The organism is Acidovorax sp. 1608163, from assembly GCF_003669015.1.
In the GTDB taxonomy this organism is placed as follows: Bacteria; Pseudomonadota; Gammaproteobacteria; order Burkholderiales; family Burkholderiaceae_C; genus Acidovorax.
In genome coordinates this window covers 2,881,856-2,896,964 of sequence record NZ_CP033069.1, presented here as the reverse complement: position 1 = coordinate 2,896,964, position 15,109 = coordinate 2,881,856, and the positions used below count along the sequence as shown (strand labels likewise).

12 protein-coding genes and 2 pseudogenes are annotated in these 15,109 nt (G+C 65.1%); 6 read left to right on the top strand and 8 right to left on the bottom strand.

The window, feature by feature from the left end:
- Positions 1 to 18 precede the first annotated feature (18 nt).
- Entirely contained in the window at positions 19 to 1,548 is a 1,530-nt protein-coding gene (locus tag EAG14_RS12885) for a UxaA family hydrolase (RefSeq protein ID WP_121730464.1), read from the bottom strand.
- A gap of 77 nt (positions 1,549 to 1,625) precedes the next feature.
- Complete coding sequence (locus tag EAG14_RS12880; protein ID WP_099655065.1) at positions 1,626 to 2,615, bottom strand: tripartite tricarboxylate transporter substrate binding protein; 990 nt, start codon at positions 2,613 to 2,615, stop codon at positions 1,626 to 1,628.
- A gap of 142 nt (positions 2,616 to 2,757) precedes the next feature.
- Between EAG14_RS12880 and EAG14_RS12875 the strand changes: the two genes are divergently transcribed.
- Complete coding sequence (locus EAG14_RS12875) at positions 2,758 to 3,690, top strand: LysR substrate-binding domain-containing protein (RefSeq protein ID WP_099655066.1); 933 nt, start codon at positions 2,758 to 2,760, stop codon at positions 3,688 to 3,690.
- Here EAG14_RS12875 and EAG14_RS12870 read toward each other — a convergent pair.
- The 3 genes from EAG14_RS12870 to EAG14_RS12860 form a co-directional block, all read right to left on the bottom strand.
- Positions 3,687 to 4,568, bottom strand: a complete 882-nt coding sequence (locus EAG14_RS12870) for a LysR family transcriptional regulator (RefSeq protein WP_099655067.1) — start codon at positions 4,566 to 4,568, stop codon at positions 3,687 to 3,689. The genes EAG14_RS12875 and EAG14_RS12870 overlap by 4 nt on opposite strands.
- A gap of 519 nt (positions 4,569 to 5,087) precedes the next feature.
- The gene (locus EAG14_RS12865; protein ID WP_121729085.1) at positions 5,088 to 5,876 is read right to left on the bottom strand and encodes a MetQ/NlpA family ABC transporter substrate-binding protein; all 789 of its coding nucleotides are present in this window, start codon (positions 5,874 to 5,876) and stop codon (positions 5,088 to 5,090) included.
- A 248-nt stretch (positions 5,877 to 6,124) separates the two neighbouring features.
- A complete protein-coding gene (locus tag EAG14_RS12860) occupies positions 6,125 to 6,628 on the bottom strand; it encodes an HPP family protein (protein ID WP_121729084.1) in 504 nt (167 codons plus the stop codon).
- A 100-nt stretch (positions 6,629 to 6,728) separates the two neighbouring features.
- On the opposite strand from EAG14_RS12860, the gene EAG14_RS12855 reads away from it, so the two are divergent.
- A complete protein-coding gene (locus EAG14_RS12855) occupies positions 6,729 to 7,346 on the top strand; it encodes a TetR/AcrR family transcriptional regulator (RefSeq protein ID WP_240456774.1) in 618 nt (205 codons plus the stop codon).
- Between the two features lie 94 nt (positions 7,347 to 7,440).
- On the opposite strand, the pseudogene EAG14_RS12850 reads toward EAG14_RS12855, so the two are convergent.
- Positions 7,441 to 8,624: pseudogene (locus EAG14_RS12850) on the bottom strand (tartrate dehydrogenase).
- A 1-nt stretch (position 8,625) separates the two neighbouring features.
- Here EAG14_RS12850 and EAG14_RS12845 point away from each other — a divergent pair.
- The 3 genes from EAG14_RS12845 to EAG14_RS12840 are packed head-to-tail and all read left to right on the top strand — an operon-like array spanning position 8,626 to position 10,528.
- Positions 8,626 to 9,561 carry a LysR substrate-binding domain-containing protein gene (locus EAG14_RS12845; RefSeq protein ID WP_205603394.1) on the top strand — a complete coding sequence of 312 codons (936 nt, stop codon included), beginning with the start codon at positions 8,626 to 8,628 and terminating at the stop codon, positions 9,559 to 9,561.
- Complete coding sequence (locus EAG14_RS23385) at positions 9,558 to 9,854, top strand: hypothetical protein (RefSeq protein WP_240456773.1); 297 nt, start codon at positions 9,558 to 9,560, stop codon at positions 9,852 to 9,854. The genes EAG14_RS12845 and EAG14_RS23385 overlap by 4 nt, the downstream gene beginning before the upstream one ends.
- Entirely contained in the window at positions 9,812 to 10,528 is a 717-nt protein-coding gene (locus EAG14_RS12840) for a DMT family transporter (RefSeq protein ID WP_240456772.1), read from the top strand. Before EAG14_RS23385 ends, EAG14_RS12840 begins: the two co-directional genes overlap by 43 nt.
- 132 nt (positions 10,529 to 10,660) lie before the next feature.
- On the opposite strand, the gene EAG14_RS12835 is transcribed toward EAG14_RS12840, so the two are convergent.
- Both EAG14_RS12835 and rpsU read right to left on the bottom strand, forming a co-directional pair.
- Positions 10,661 to 11,107, bottom strand: a complete 447-nt coding sequence (locus tag EAG14_RS12835) for a GatB/YqeY domain-containing protein (RefSeq protein WP_121729083.1) — start codon at positions 11,105 to 11,107, stop codon at positions 10,661 to 10,663.
- A 192-nt stretch (positions 11,108 to 11,299) separates the two neighbouring features.
- The gene (gene rpsU, locus EAG14_RS12830; RefSeq protein ID WP_007833691.1) at positions 11,300 to 11,512 is read right to left on the bottom strand and encodes a 30S ribosomal protein S21; all 213 of its coding nucleotides are present in this window, start codon (positions 11,510 to 11,512) and stop codon (positions 11,300 to 11,302) included.
- Positions 11,513 to 11,793: 281 nt separating this feature from the next.
- On the opposite strand from rpsU, the pseudogene EAG14_RS12825 reads away from it, so the two are divergent.
- Positions 11,794 to 15,086 (top strand): annotated as a pseudogene (locus EAG14_RS12825) (EAL domain-containing protein).
- Positions 15,087 to 15,109 lie beyond the last annotated feature (23 nt).

The window sequence follows — 15,109 nt, the reverse complement described above, 5'->3', positions numbered from 1 at the left end:
TAGTGAATGGGCGTGGCGTTAGCTGACAATCCCCATGTGCCACGGCACAAATTCGTGATCACCCAACCCCAGCAATTCGCTCTTCGTTTCCTCGCCACTGGCATGGCGCAGGATCTGGTCAAAGATGCGCTGGCCCAGCTCGGCCACGGTGCACTCGCCGTCAATCACCACGCCGCAGTTGATGTCCATGTCCTCCTCCAGCCGCGTGAACATGGGCGTGTTGCTGGCCAGCTTGATGGTGGGCGCGGGCTTGCTGCCAAACATGGAGCCACGGCCGGTGGTAAAGCAGATGAGCTGCGCGCCGCTGGCAATCTGGCCGGTGGAGGCGACAGGGTCGTAGCCCGGCGAGTCCATGAACACAAAACCGTTTTCGGTGATGGGCTCGGCGTATTCGTACACGGCGCGCAGCGGGGTGGTGCCGCCCTTCATCGCGCTGCCCAGCGATTTTTCAAAGATGTTGGCCAGACCACCGGCCTGGTTGCCGTGGCCCACCACGCCGTTGAACTGGGCGTTCTGGCCTGCGGTGTACTTTTCCCACCAGGCCAGGCGGTCCAGCAGCTTCTGGCCGACTTCGGGGCTGATGGCGCGGCGGGTGAGCATGAACTCCACGCCGTGGATTTCGGGTGTCTCGCTCAGGATGGCGGTGCCGCCGTGGCGCACCAGGATGTCCATGGCCGCGCCCAGGCCGGGGTTGGCGGTGATGCCCGAGAAGCCGTCCGAGCCGCCGCACTCCAGCCCAATCTTGAGGTGGCTGGCGCTCACGGTGTTGCGCCGTGCTTCGTTGGCGATGGGCAGCATTTCTTCAATGGCGCGGATGCCTGCCTCGATGGTCACGCGGGTGCCGCCCACGTCCTGCATCACCATGGTGCGCATGAGCTTGCCTTCTTTCAGCCCCTGCGAATCGACCAGCGAATCCACCTGGTTGCGCTCACACCCCAGGCCCACGATGAGCACGCCCGCCAGGTTGGGGTGGCGCGCGTAGCCCGCCAGGGTGCGGCGCAGCACATCAAAGTGCTCGCTGGGCGAGGACATGCCGCAGCCGCTGGTCTGGGCAAAGGCGGCCACGCCATCCACGTTGGGGTAGGCGGCCAGCCGCTCGGGGGTGAAGTGCGCGGCAATGCGCTTGATGACGGTGGCCGAGCAGTTCACCGACGACAGGATGCCGATGAAGTTGCGCGTGCCCACGCCGCCGCCTGGCCGCACAAAGCCCTGAAAGGTGGCGCGTTCGGCCTCGGGCACATACTGAACGGGTTGCACATCGGCGCCGAAGGCGGGGTCCCGGTAGTAGTCCACGAGCTGCAGGTTGTGGCTGTGCACGTAGTCGCCGGGCTCCAGGTCGCGGGTGGCCACGCCGATCACGGTGTCGTACTTTTTGACCTGCTCGCCTGCCGCAATGCGGCGCGCGGCAATCTTGTGCCCGGCGGGCACCTGGGCGCGGGTGCGCAGGCCCAGCTCCGGAATGTCCTGGCCCAGGGCCAGGGCGGTTTTGGCAACCAGCACGTTGTCGTTGGGGTGCAGGTGCAGCAGGGTGCTATCGGTGCGGGACATGGAGGCTTTCATCAATGGGGGCCTGAACGTGGCAGCGCCCCGCGTTGGGCGCTGGGGCTTCGTGCGTCACCTTGCGCTCAGCTCTTCATCAGCTCGCGCAGCTTCAGCTTGTCGATCAACACGGTCTCTTTTTGGTAGACGGTGTTAACGTATTTTTCGTAGTCGGGCCCGTCCAGATAGAGCAGCGGCGCATCGAGTTTGTCGATCACCGACTTGAACTCTGGGCTGGCCACCGCTTGCTTGAAGGCATCGCGCAGCTTGGCCACGATGGCGGGGTCCAGGCCCTTGGGGGCGCCAATGCCGTTGGGGGCGTCCACCACCACGTCGTAGCCCAGCTCGCGCAGGGTGGGAACGTCCTTGAAGCGGGCCGTGCGCAGCTCGCCCCAGGTGGCCAGCAGGCGCAGCTTGCCCGCTTCGACATGCGGCGCCCACGAGCTGGAGTCGGCCAGCGCATCCACATGGCCGCCCAGCACACCCTGCAGCGCCTCTGCGCCACCCTTGTAGGGCACGTGGTTGAGCTGGATGCCCGCCACGCTGGCGAACTCTTCCATGCCCACATGTGTGGCGCCGCCCACGCCCGCGTGGGCGTAGCTCACCTTGCCGGGGTTGGCCTTGGCGTAGGCCACGAAGTCCTTGAGTGTCTTGAAGGGCGAGTTGGCAGGCACCGCAATGCCGAAGGTCTGGCCCGAGGTGCGCGCGATGTAGGTGAAGTCTTTGCGGGGGTCGGCCTGCAATGTGCCCAGCTGCGAGAAGCGCGTGACCGAGATCGGGATTTGCCCGATGGTGTAGCCATCGCCCTTGGCCGAGGCCAGCGCCTTGGAGCCGATCATGCCGGAGGCACCCACCTTGTTCTCGACCGCAATGCTTTGGCCCAGGATGCGCCCGGCCACGGTGCACAGTGCGCGCATGGACTGGTCGGCCGTGCCGCCTGCGGGCCAGGGGCAGATGAAGGTGATGGGGCGCTCAGGCCAGGCTTGCGAGAAGAGGTTGCCCGATGTGGTGGCCAGTGCGCTGGCGCTCAAGGCGCCGAGCACGAAGCGACGCCGTGCAATGCGTGGGGTCTGCATGCTTGTCTCCGTGGGTTTTTATGTTGTTGGTACCCATTGTTGAGAAATGCTGCATAACAATCCAATGAAAATATAGACTGTCTTCATTGCATTTAGGTTATGAAGAAAACTGGGCAAAAAACTGTAAAAAGGGAGTCACGCCATGGCACAGATCGACCGCGTACTGCGCAGCAACCTCAAGCTGCGCCACCTGCAAATGCTGGTGGCACTGGACCAGTTCCGGCACCTGGGCCGGGCGGCCGAATTCCTGTCGATCACGCAGCCTGCGGTCTCCAAAACCCTGGCCGAGATCGAGTCCATGTTTGGCTTGCCGCTGTTTGAGCGATCGACCCGGGGCACCGAGCCCACGGCGGCGGGTGCCAGTGTGGTGCGCTTTGCCCGATCGGTGCTGGCGGGGTTTGACCGCACGCGCGACGAGATTGCCGCCGAAGCCAGCGGCGCCATCGGCCGCACCAGCGTGGGCGCCATGGTGGCCGCCACGCCGGTGCTGCTGGCGCCGGCGGTAGAGCGGCTCAAGGCCCGATCCAGCCGCACCACGGTGTTGATTGACGAGGGCGACCTGACCCGCCTGCTGCCCAAGCTGCGCCTGGGTGAGCTGGACCTGTTTGTGGGCCGCCTGGAGCCCGGCTACGCCTCGCCCGACCTGGAGACCGAGGCGCTGTACGACGACCCCATGGCCGCCGTGGCGCACCCCAGCCACCCCCTGGCGGGCAAACGCAAGGTGCAGTGGGCCGACATTGCCGCACAGCCTTGTGTGATGCCGCCGCCCTGGGCGTCCCTGCGGGTCAAGCTGGAGCAGCAGTTTTTTGCCCACGGCCTGCTGCCCCCGGCAGATGTGGTTGAGTCGGCGTCGTTTCTGTCGCAGATCACCTTCTTGCAGCAGCGTGGCGCCGTGGCCTTCATGGCGCGCAGCGTGGCGGCGCACTTTGCGCAGCAGGGCATGGTGGCGGTGCTCAAGCTGCCCGTGCCGGTGGATTTGCCGCCCGTGGGCCTGATCACGCTGCGCGGGCAGCGCGTGACGCCGGTGACCACGCAGTTGGTGGAGTGCTTGCGCGAGGTGGCGCGAGGCACTTAACCCGAAAACTCCGCCAGCAAGCCCAACACGCTCTGCACGGCGGCTGATGCCTGGTGGCGGTGCGCGATGGCCATAGGGCGCATGAGCTGGGGCCGCAGGTGGCGCACGTGCACGTCTGGCGCGTCTTGCTGGTCCTGCACTTCTTCCATGGGCAACAGCGCTGCGCACTGGCTCGCGGCGGCCAGGCTTTTGAGCGCGCCGGGGTAGCTCAGTGCGAGGAAGGGGCGAGGGTGGTGCCCCGCCTGGCCAAACCAGCTGGCAATGAGCCCGTGCATCTGCGTGGCTGGGGCAAACGATGCCCATCGGCGCGTGGCAAGCCAGTCGGGCGTGACGAACTCGGGGGCGTCCCATGCGGCGGGCAGCAGGGCCACCATGGGGTCGGTGCGCCAAGGCATCTGGCGCACCTCGGGCACGGGGGGCTGGGGGCTGGCAACGATGCCTATATCGAGCGAGCCTGCCTTGAGCCGCTGCATCGACTCGGCCGAACCCACGGCTTCGAGCCGGATTTCCACGCCCGGGCTGCGCTGGGCCAGGGCTTCGAGCATGCGCGGCAGCAGCCGGGTGCTGACCCCGGCCGACACGCCCACCCGCACCACGCCCTCGCGCCCGCAGGCGCGGCGGCGCACCCGCTCCACCAGGTCGTCTGCGGCCTGCAGCAACTGGCGGCCTTCTTGCACCAGCACCTCCCCGGCGGGCGTTAACTCCGCCTGGCGGCGGCCACGCACCACCAGTTCTGCCTCCAGCCGCGACTCCAGCTCCTTGATGTGCAGGCTCACGGTGGGTGGCGCCAGGTGCAGCGCCTGGGCGGCCGCCGCAAAGGTACCCAGGTCGGCAATGGCAATCAGGGTTTGCAGTTGGTCGAGGTTCAGGTTGCGCATGGGCGTGACATCAGTATTTGTGAATTGAATTGTCAGTTAATTCAACTTTACAGATGTTTGGCTGAGCGTGAGCATTCTGCTCCATGAAGCCACTTCCTTTGACGTCTTCCGCCGATCCCTCCCTTCCCGTTCATCCCGCCGAACAGGCCCCGCCGTCGGCACCCTTCTCAGGCCAAGCCCTGGCGCCGTGCAGGCATTGGCTTGCAGGCGCCACATGGCGGGGTTGGCTGGCACGCGCTGCGGCCGCCTTGGCCCGGGCAGAGCAACGCGTCACCGCGCAATTTCGGGTGCCACCGGGTGGAGGGTGAGGGGCCATGGTGGCCGCGACACCCGTGCGGCGGGCGTCGGCGGTGGGTTGGTCGCCCGTGGGCCTCGTCATATTGCAGGGGCAGTGGGCGATGCCGGTGGCGACGCGGCTGGTCGATTGTTTGTGGGCGATGTGCTGCCAAGAAAAAAGCGCTGCCGAGGCAGCGCTTTTTGCCGGGGGAGGAGGGGCCGCAAGGCCACCTGCCCTGATCCTCAGAAGGCGGGGATGATCGCGCCCTTGTACTTGTCCTGGATGAACTTCTTCACTTCAGGCGTGTGCAGTGCTTTCACCAGCTTCTGGATGCTGGCATCGTTCGCACGGTCCTTGCGGGCGGCGATGAAGTTGGCGTAGTGCGAATCGCCGGACTCCAGGAACAGCGCGTCCTTGGAGGGGTTCAGCTTGGCTTCGATGGCGTAGTTGGTGTTGATGAGGGACAGGTCCACATCGTCCAGCGCACGGGGCAGCAAGGCGGCTTCGAGCTGGCGGAACTTCAGGTTTCTGGGGTTCTTGACGATGTCGATCGGCGTGGCTGTGATGTTCTTGGGATCCTTCAGCTCGATCAGGCCCTGGGACTGCAGCAGCAGCAATGCGCGGCCGGTGTTGGAGGGGTCGTTCGGGATGGCGATGAGGGCGCCCTCCTTGAGCTCGCTCACGGCCTTGATCCTCTTGGAGTAGGCACCAAAGGGCTCAATGTGCACTTTGCCATTCGGCACGGCGACGATGCTGCTCTTGCGGTCTTTGTTGTAGCTGTCCAGGTAGGGCTGGTGCTGGAAGTAGTTGGCGTCGAGCTGCTTGTCTTCCACGGCCGCGTTCGGCTGGATGTAGTCGCTGAATTCACGCACCTGCAGGTCGATGCCTTCGGCCTTGAGCTGGGGCTTCACGAAGTTCAGGATCTCGGCGTGCGGCACGGAGGACGCGGCCACCTTCAGGACCACGTCAGCGGCCTGAGCGCTCAGCGCCAGGGTGGCGATGGCCAGTGCGGAAAGGGCATTCTTCAGCATTGCAATGTGTCTTTCAAAGAGAGGAGATGACTTCCGGCGGTGGGGCCGGGCTGTTGCAAAGTTTAATTCCCTGGTTTGGTGCATCACAGGTTTTTATTTTCATATCGATATAACGAGTCGGCCTCTTATTTCGATAAGTGCTTTTGTTGATTTGAGGCAAAAATTGGCCTCAGCGCTTATCCTAAAAGCGCTGGCAGCTATGAAATCAGGAGCGTTCGGTCGCGCGGCGGCACGCTACGGGCAGTGGCTTACCAGTACTGGGGGTAGCGCCCCGGGCGGGTCAGGTTGTTGTACAGCAGCGCAACCATCACCAACACCACAGCGCCCGTGAGCGTGGGGAACCACAGAAAGTCCCATGTGGGTTGCGCCAAAAAGATGATGACGGGGTTGGACCCGGCCGGTGGGTGCACGGTGCGCGTCCACATCATGACCGCAATGGCGGTGCCCACGGCCAGTGCCATGGCCCACCAATGCGGCCCCGCCCATTGCAGAAACACCAGGCCAATGAGGGAGCTTAAAAAGTGCCCCACCACCACGTTGCGGGGCTGAGAGAAGGGCACGTCGGGAAAGCCAAACACCAGCACGCACGACGCGCCGAACGAGCCCAGGATGAGCGACAGCGCCCATTGTTGGCCTGCCAGTGCCACCGTGGCGATGGCCAGGGCGCCCCCCAACCATGCCAGGGCGATGGCCCGCAGCGGTGGGCGGGCAGGCAAGGCGGCGCCCTGGCCGCGCAGTTTTTGGATCAGCATGTGGGGTTCCTTGTCATCACGGTATGTCCATCATGTAGACAGATCTGTCTACATGGTTGAATGCTAGCCGTTGTAGACAGATTTGTCTACTATGTGGTCCATGACACATCTGTTGATTGCTTTGCAAGGCAAAGACGCCAACCTGGCCGCGATGGGCGTGCGTGAGCGCATCCTGCACACTGCGCATGCGCTTTTCTATCGGGAGGGGATCCGCGCCACTGGCATTGACCGGATCATTGGCGAGGCCCATGTCACCAAGGTCACCTTCTACCGCCAGTTCCCTAGCAAGCACGATCTGGTGGCGGCCTACCTGGAGCATCGGCATGCCTTGTGGATGCAGTGGTTCAAGGGGGCTCTGGCGGATGCGCCAACGGACAGCGACTTTCCGTTGCAGTGCGTGCTGCAGGCGCTGCAAGCCTGGTTTGAGATGCCTGATTACCGGGGCTGCGCTTTTATCAATGGTGTGGCGGAGGCCGAGGGGCTGGGGCCCTGGGTCGTTGAGGCCTCGTTGCGCCACAAGCGGGATATGGCCGATGCGATTGCGGCCCGGCTGCCCTCTGGGCCCGCATACACCGCTTTGGCCGATGCGGTGGCCATGGCGGTGGACGGTGCCATCGTCCGCGTGCAGATGACCAAGGAGCCCGCGCCAGCGCTGGCGGTGCTGCAGGGCATTTTGCGAGCGCTGTGGGGGGCTGCTTCTGCGCAGCAGGCGCATTAGTTGGCGCCTGCTGGGCTGTTGTTTGCACAAGGCCAGCGGCAATCGCTGGCCTTAGCCGGAGCTGCCGGGTGGGCTGGCTGCGGCGGGTTTGGCTTTAACCCTTGGCAATCAAAGCGGCAATGGCCTCACCCACCTGCGTGGTGTTGGCCGTGCCCCCAGGTCCGGCGTGCGCGGCCCACCCTTGAGCGTCTCTTCAATCGCACCCACGATCGCATCGTGCGCCTGGCGCCCCGCACCCTGGCCTTGCGTGAGGAAGTCCAGCATCAGCGCCCCCGACCAGATCATCGCAATCGGGTTGGCAATGTTCTTGCCGTAGATGTCAGGCGCGGAGCCGTGCACGGGCTCGAACAGGCTGGGGAAGTTGCGCTCGGGGTTGAGGTTGGCCGAAGGGGCCAGGCCGATGGTGCCGGTGGTGGCCGGGCCTAGGTCACTGAGGATGTCACCGAACAGGTTGGTGGCGGCCACCACGTCAAAGCGCCCGGGCTGCAGCACAAAGCGGGCGGTGAGGATGTCGATGTGCTGCTTGTCCAGCGTGATCTCGGGGTAGTCTTTGGCGACGTCGTCCGCCCTCTTATCCCACCAGGGCATGCTGATGGCGATGCCGTTGCTCTTGGTGGCCAGGGTGACGTGCTTTTTGGGGCGGCTTTGGGCCAGGTCGAAGGCGAACTTCAAGAGGCGGTTGGCGCCGTGGCGGGAGTAGACCGATTCCTGGATGACGATTTCGCGGTCGGTGCCTTCGTACATGATGCCGCCCAGGGACGTGTATTCGCCCTCGGTGTTCTCGCGCACCACGTAGTAGTCGATGTCTCCGGGCTTGCGGCCTGCCAGGGGGCAAGGTACGCCTTCAAACAAACGCACGGGGCGCAGGTTGATGTACTGGTCGAACTCGCGGCGGAACTTGAGGAGGGACCCCCACAGCGAGACATGGTCGGGCACGGTGGCGGGCCAGCCGACGGCGCCAAAGAAGATGGCGTCCATGCCTGACAGTTGCGCCTTCCAGTCGTCGGGCATCATTTTTCCGTGGGCGGCGTAGTAGTCGCAGCTGGCCCACTCGAAGGTGTGCAGTTGCAGCTCAAAGCCGAAGCGGGCGGCGGCGGCCTGGATGGCGCGCAGGCCTTCGGGCATCACTTCTTTGCCGATGCCGTCTCCGGGCAATACGGCGATTTGGTAGGTCTTGGACATAGGTCTCCTTGGGCAATCAAGTTGGGCAGTGGCTGCATTTTTGGCGAGAATCCCAGCAAATACAATCAGCGCTCTGTGGTCTGATTGTTTACACATCGTGCATAAAAACCCTTCGCCCGACGACCTGCGGGTGTTCACCGTGGTGGTGCGCAAAGCCAGCTTTGCCGAGGCGGCGCAAGAGCTGGGCGCTTCGCCCGCTTTTGTCAGCAAGCGCATCCGCCTGCTGGAGGAAGACCTGGCCGTGAAACTGCTGCACCGCACCACCCGCCGCGTGAGCGTGACGGAGGAGGGCGAGCGCGTTTTCCATTGGGCGCAGCGCATTCTGGACGATATGGACCAGCTGCTGCAGGAGGTGGCCGTGACCCGCGCCGAGCCGCGTGGCCTGCTGCGGGTGAGCTGCAGCTTTGGCTTTGGCCGCAGCGTGGTGGCGCCGGTGCTGTCGCAACTGGTCGAGCGCCACCCCAGCCTGCAGGTACGCCTGGAGGTGTTTGACCGGCTGGTGGACGTGGCGGGTGAGGGGTTTGACCTGGACGTGCGCGTGGGTGACGAGATCGCCCCGCACCTGATTGCCCGCCGCCTGGCCGACAACCACCGCGTGCTGTGCGCTGCCCCGGCTTACCTGGAGCGGCGGGGCACACCCCGCACGCTGGCCGAGCTGCCCAGCCACGACTGCCTGGTGATCAAGGAGCGCGACCATCCGTTTGGCGTGTGGCGCTTGCGCCATGCGGGGCAAGAGCAGGCGGTGAAGGTGCGCGGCCCTTTGTCGGCCAACAACGGCGAGATGGTGGTGCAGTGGGCGGTGGACGGGCGCGGGATTGCGCTGCGCTCGCTGTGGGATGTGGGCCCGCTGCTGCAGCGCGGCCAGCTGGTGCAGGTGCTGCCGGATTGGCAACAGGAGGCCAACATCTGGGCCGTGTACCCCACGCGGCTGGAACGCTCGGCCAAGGTGCGGGTGTGTGTGGAGTTTTTGCAGGAGCAGTTTCGCCGCAGGCCTTGGGATGCCGGGCCGCAGGCTGGGGAGGGCGGCGCATGAGCCCCGTATGGTCTGGCTGGCTGCCGCCCGAGAGCCTCGCCGTGTTGGCTGCAGCCACTTGGGCCACGGCCAGTTTGTTTTCTGCAGCCGCGTCGGCACGCATGGGGGCGTTTGCCTTTACCCGCTGGCGCATGGTGTTTGCGGCCGTGCTGCTGTGGGGCATGGCGCTGGCCACGGGCAGCTGGCGCAGTCTGGTGGGGGGGATTTGGGTGCGGGGCCGGGTGTGGCCGGCGAATGGGCTGGGGGTGTCGTGGCCTGGGATGCTGTGGGCCTGCTGGTGCTGTCGGGCGTGATCGGTATCTTTGTGGGCGACACGGCGCTGTTCGCCTGCATGAACCGGCTGGGGCCGCGCCGCTCGGGCTTGCTGTTTGCCACGCATTCGCTGTTCACGGTGGTGTTGGCGGCGCTGTTCCTGGACGAATCGCTCAAAGGCTGGGCCTTGCCGGGCGGCGTGCTGCTGGTGGGCGGTGTGATGGGCGCCATTGCGTTTGGCAAGCGCGGTGGCGTGGCACACCAGCTCGAATCCACCCAGGGCCAACTGGCGGTGGGTGTGGCGCTGGGGGTGTTGTCGGCCCTGGGGCAATCGGTGGGCACCTTGGTGCTTAAGCCCGCCATGGCGGCGGGGCTGGACCCGGTGGCCGCATCGGCCGTGCGCATGACGGCTGGCTTTGCGTGCCATGCCCTGTTGTGGTGCGCAGGCTTGCCCATGGCGCGGGTGCAGTCGCCCCTGCAGTGGCGCGACCTGGCCTACACCTTTGCCAGTGCCACCCTGGCCATGGCCGTGGGCATGACGCTGATCCTCAAGGCCCTGCAGCACGGCAGCGCCGGGCTGGTGGGCATGCTGTCGTCGGTGTCACCCGTGCTGCTGTTGCCCCTGCTGTGGTGGCGCACCGGGCAGCGCCCGGCCTGGGGCGCCTGGCTGGGTGCGGCCATGGCGGTGCTGGGGTGTGCGCTGCTTTTGGGGTGAGGTAGGTGGCATCGCCAGTGCTTGTGCGGGCCGAAAGCGATGTGTTTAGACATAAAAATAGCTGCTAGCGCTTGATTAACAAGCGCGAGCAGCTATTAATTTAGTAGCGAATGTGCTGGTGCTCGAGGGCGATCAGCCTGCCAGCGCAGCCTTCACAGCGGCAGACACCTGGCCCATGTCGGCCTTGCCTGCCAGGCGGGTTTTGACCACGCCCATCACCTTGCCCATGTCGCCCGGGCCTGCGGCGCCCAGCTCGGCCACGATGGCCTTGACGGCGGTCAGGGTCTCTTCGGCCGACATGCGCTCGGGCAAATAGGCCTGCAACACCACCATTTCAGACTTTTCCTTGTCGGCCAGGTCCTGGCGGTTGGCGCCTTCAAAGGCGGCAATGCTGTCCTTGCGCTGCTTGATGAGCTTGTCCACGATGGCGACGATGGCTGCATCGTCCAGCTCCACGCGTTCGTCCACTTCCTTTTGCTTCATGGCCGCTTGCAGCAGGCGAATGGTGCCCAGGCGCTCACTGTCCTTGGCGCGCATGGCGGTTTTCATGTCTTCGGTGATTTGGGCTTTCAGGCTCATCGTTATCTCCTAAAGGTTAGCGACAGGATTTGCACAAAGCCGCTTCAGCTAGGCGCGTCGCCGCAGACAGTAGTTCAGCTACGGCAAGGCGGCGCAACGACGCTGAAGTGGCTTTGTGCAAATCCTGAAAACAAAAAACCCGCGCTTGGCGTCCCTAGCGCGGGTTGTGTGTCGGCCCAGGGCCGGCAACGATCAGTACAGCTTTTTAGGCAGCTGCATGCTGCGAACGCGCTTGTAGTGGCGCTTCACGGCGGCTGCCTTCTTGCGCTTGCGTTCTGCTGTGGGCTTTTCGTAGAACTCGCGGGCGCGCAGGTCGGTCAGCAGGCCCAGCTTTTCAATGGTGCGCTTGAAGCGACGCAGTGCAACGTCAAAGGGTTCGTTTTCTTTTACGCGGATCGTAGTCATTAGCTAATGTTTTCCAAAAGTGTGCCGGCAGAGGGTTTCCAGGAGATCGGGCCTGAAGACCGTGCGTGGCGGGTTCCCCGTCTGTAACTAGTATTTGGCCGACGGGGTGATGCCAGCAAAGCCGAGGATTATAGCCTTTTATTTTTTGCGTGGTGGCTGTGTTGCATGTCTCTGGGCCCGCGGGATCTGCCAAGGCGTTGCAAAGGGGCTGTGGCTTGGTTTTTGCTTTGAATTTGCAAAGTATTTACAAATGGCTACATCTTCTGTGAAGGCCCGCAAACATGCCCATCACGCACCGCTTGTCGGCTTGGCTAGGGCGCCTGAGTGTGGGGCGCAAGCTGATGCTGATCTACCTGCTCGATCTCACGGCCGTCATCTATGTCTCCAGCATCCTGATCCACGAGAAGAACGAGGCGATTGATTTCACCCGCAAGGAGACCGTGGGCACGGCCTATGCCTCGGTGGTGCGCGATGGGTTGATGGGGCAGTTTTTGCAGGCCCCTGGGGTGGCGCCGTCGGTGCTGGCCGTGCAGGAGCGTTTGTCTGCCATGCGCGACGCCCACGACGACAAGCTGCACACGGCCCCCGCCAGCCAACGCTTCAGCGATGCGTTGGGCCGTTTTGCGGCCTTGCAGGAGAGAGCCCAGGCAGGATTGAAGGCAGCGCCCCAGGCCAGCCTGGCTGCGCTGGCGGCAGCCCGGGGGCAGCTGCTGCGCGATGGGCGCGAGCTGCTGACCACCGTGGCCAACCAGTCCAACCTGATCCTGGACCCGGCGCTGGACAGCTACTACGTGATGTCGCTGGTGGTGTTGCGCTTCCCAGAGTTGCTGCAGGCGGTGCACGACACCATGGTGTTCTTGCAGGCCAGCCCGCCAGCGCGCGGCCCCCAGTGGTCGTCGGAGCTGCTGACGCTGGCCGGGCGGCTGGATGCCGTCATGCTGGGCATCGAGTCGGACTACAACCAGGCTTTCATCGCGGGCACGCCCGAGATGCACAAGGCGCTGGGTGGCCAGCGCGAGGCGCTGAAAGCGTCGCTGATGGAGCTGCAGAGCCTGCTGCAGGCCATGGCGGCGGGGGAGTCGCGCCGCAGTGTGGCCGATGTGGCGCAGCAGCAGGCCAAGGTGCTGCAGGCACTGACCTGGGCGTGGGACTCCGGCATCACCGACCTGGACCGTCTGCTGGCCCAGCGGGTCGACGGGTTGTTTGCCCGCATGTGGCTGCACCTGGGCACCGCGCTGGTGCTGCTGGGTTGCATCTTGAGCCTGGTGACCCTGGTAGCCCGCCAGATCGCCAAGCCCCTGCAGCACCTGGCCAAGGTGGCCGATGAGGTGCGCCACAGCGGCGACCACAGCCTGCGCGCGCGCTGGAGCAGCCGCGATGAAATCGGCCGCCTGGTCACAGCCTTCAACGACATGCTGGCCCAGCTGGACCGCGAGCGCCTGCTGCAGCAAGAGCTGGCCGCCAGCGCCCGTGCCGCGCAGGCGCAGCGCGAGCTGGTAGAGGCCTTCCCGATTGCGCTGATGGTCACCTCCATCCCTGAGCACGAAGTGCTGCATGCCAACGCACCCGCCAGCCCGTGGCTCAACGGCCGGGGCGGGACCCCTGGGTGGCGGGCCTGGAGCCTGGGGTGCGCGCGCGGTTCTTCCAGCGCCTGGCCGATCTGGGCTCGGTGGATGAGTTTGAGGTGCGCTGGAAGGGCGGCGCAGAGCCCTCATGGGCCGTGCTGTCGGCCCGCCGCCTGCACTACCAGGGGCGCGATGCGGTGCTGACCTCGTTCACGCCCATCAACGTGCTCAAGGTAATGGAGCAGCGCCTGGAGCTGTGGGCCAAGGTGTTTGAGGCCTCGTCCGAGGGCATCATCATCATGGACGCCCAGCACCAGGTGCTCAGCGTGAACAAGGCGTTTTGCCGCAGCACCCACTACGACTTCTACGAGCTGATTGGCGAGAGCCTGGGCATGCTGCTGGAGGAAGGCACGGGCGAGCCCTTGGAAGTGCAGATGGCGAACACCATGCGCGACAAGGAGTCATGGCAGGGCGAGGTGCGTTTTCGCCGCCGCTCGGGAGAGACCTACCCGGCCTGGCTCATGGTGTCGGCCGTGCGCGAGGGCAAGGACGGGCTGGTGTCCAACCACATCGGCATCGCCATCGACATCACCGACCGCAAGCTCAACGAAGAGCGCATCCAGTTTCTGGCGCACCACGACGTGCTGACCGAGCTGCCCAATCGCTCGCTGTGCGTGCAGCACCTGCAGCGGGCGCTGGTGCAGGCCAAAGAGTCGGGCACCCAGGTGGCCGTGCTGTTCATCGATCTGGACCGCTTCAAGACCATCAACGACACGCTGGGCCACCACATTGGCGACGGGTTGCTGCGTTCGGTGGCGGCGCGGCTGGTGCAGGCGGTGCGCGCGCTGGACACCGTGAGCCGTCTGGGAGGTGATGAGTTTGTGGTGGTGATGCGCGACGTGGCGGGCCGCGACGACGTGCAGCAACTGGTCGAGCGCCGCCTGATCCCGCTCATCCGCCAAAGCCACCCGGTGGAAGGGCATGAGCTGAACGTATCGTGCAGCGTGGGCATTGCGGTGTACCCCGAGGACGGTGCCGACCTGGACGAGCTCATGCGCCGCGCCGATGCCGCCATGTACGAGGCCAAGACCACCGGCCGGGATATGGCCATGTTCTATTCGGTCGAGACCGACCAGCGCGCCCAGGCCCGCCAGTCGATGGAGCAACACTTGCGCCGCGCGCTGGAGCGGGACGAGTTGCACGTGCACTACCAGCCCCGCGTCAGCGCCCGTGGCGGGCGCTTGCAGGGTGTGGAGGCTTTGCTGCGCTGGCGCCACCCGGTGCTGGGCTCCGTGCCGCCCATGGACTTCATTCCGATTGCCGAAGAGACCGGCATGATCCGCGCCATTGGCGCCTGGGTACTGGAGCAGGCGTGCCTGCAGTGGGTGCAATGGCAGGCCTTGCCTGTTACCGATGGGCTCCCGCACCCGTTGTGTGGCGTGGCCGTGTCAGTCAACCTCTCGGCCACCCAGCTGGCCGATCCCCATCTCGTGCCCGACATAGCGGCGCTGTTGCAGCGCACGGGCGTGCCCGCCCACCGGCTGGAGCTGGAGATCACCGAATCCCAGCTCATGGACAACGCCGACGCCGCCGCGCAGCAGCTCGCCGCCCTCAAGGCGCTGGGGGTGCAATTGGCGATTGACGACTTCGGCACCGGCTACTCCAGCCTGGGCTATCTCAAGCGTTTCGAGATCGACCGGCTCAAGGTCGATAAATCGTTTGTGCACGACATGCTCACCAACCCGGCCGACATGGCCATCACCCGGGCGGTGATTGCGCTGGGGCATACCCTGGGGCTCAAGATAGTGGCCGAAGGCGTCAAAGACCTGGTCACGGCGCAGGTGCTCAGTGCGCTGGACTGCGAGGAGCTGCAGGGCTACTACTTCAGCCGCCCCCTGCCACCGCAGCAACTGGAGGTGTGGGCGTTGCAGAACCCGACGTTCCTGTCCTCGGCACCCCCACCACCGCAACTGGCAGCCAGTGCCTCCCAGGTCACTACGCCGGGGTGATCGCAACACCGTGGCGGCGCAGC

Excerpts from the sequence above, each read along its gene's own strand:
- EAG14_RS12885 (WP_121730464.1), bottom strand. The coding sequence starts at position 1,548 with ATGTCCCGCACCGATAGCACCCTGCTGCACCTGCACCCCAACGACAAC.
- EAG14_RS12880 (WP_099655065.1), bottom strand. The coding sequence starts at position 2,615 with ATGCAGACCCCACGCATTGCACGGCGTCGCTTCGTGCTCGGCGCCTTG.
- EAG14_RS12875 (WP_099655066.1), top strand. The coding sequence starts at position 2,758 with ATGGCACAGATCGACCGCGTACTGCGCAGCAACCTCAAGCTGCGCCAC.
- EAG14_RS12870 (WP_099655067.1), bottom strand. The coding sequence starts at position 4,568 with ATGCGCAACCTGAACCTCGACCAACTGCAAACCCTGATTGCCATTGCC.
- EAG14_RS12865 (WP_121729085.1), bottom strand. The coding sequence starts at position 5,876 with ATGCTGAAGAATGCCCTTTCCGCACTGGCCATCGCCACCCTGGCGCTG.
- EAG14_RS12860 (WP_121729084.1), bottom strand. The coding sequence starts at position 6,628 with ATGCTGATCCAAAAACTGCGCGGCCAGGGCGCCGCCTTGCCTGCCCGC.
- EAG14_RS12855 (WP_240456774.1), top strand. The coding sequence starts at position 6,729 with ATGACACATCTGTTGATTGCTTTGCAAGGCAAAGACGCCAACCTGGCC.
- EAG14_RS23385 (WP_240456773.1), top strand. The coding sequence starts at position 9,558 with ATGAGCCCCGTATGGTCTGGCTGGCTGCCGCCCGAGAGCCTCGCCGTG.
- EAG14_RS12835 (WP_121729083.1), bottom strand. The coding sequence starts at position 11,107 with ATGAGCCTGAAAGCCCAAATCACCGAAGACATGAAAACCGCCATGCGC.
- rpsU (WP_007833691.1), bottom strand. The coding sequence starts at position 11,512 with ATGACTACGATCCGCGTAAAAGAAAACGAACCCTTTGACGTTGCACTG.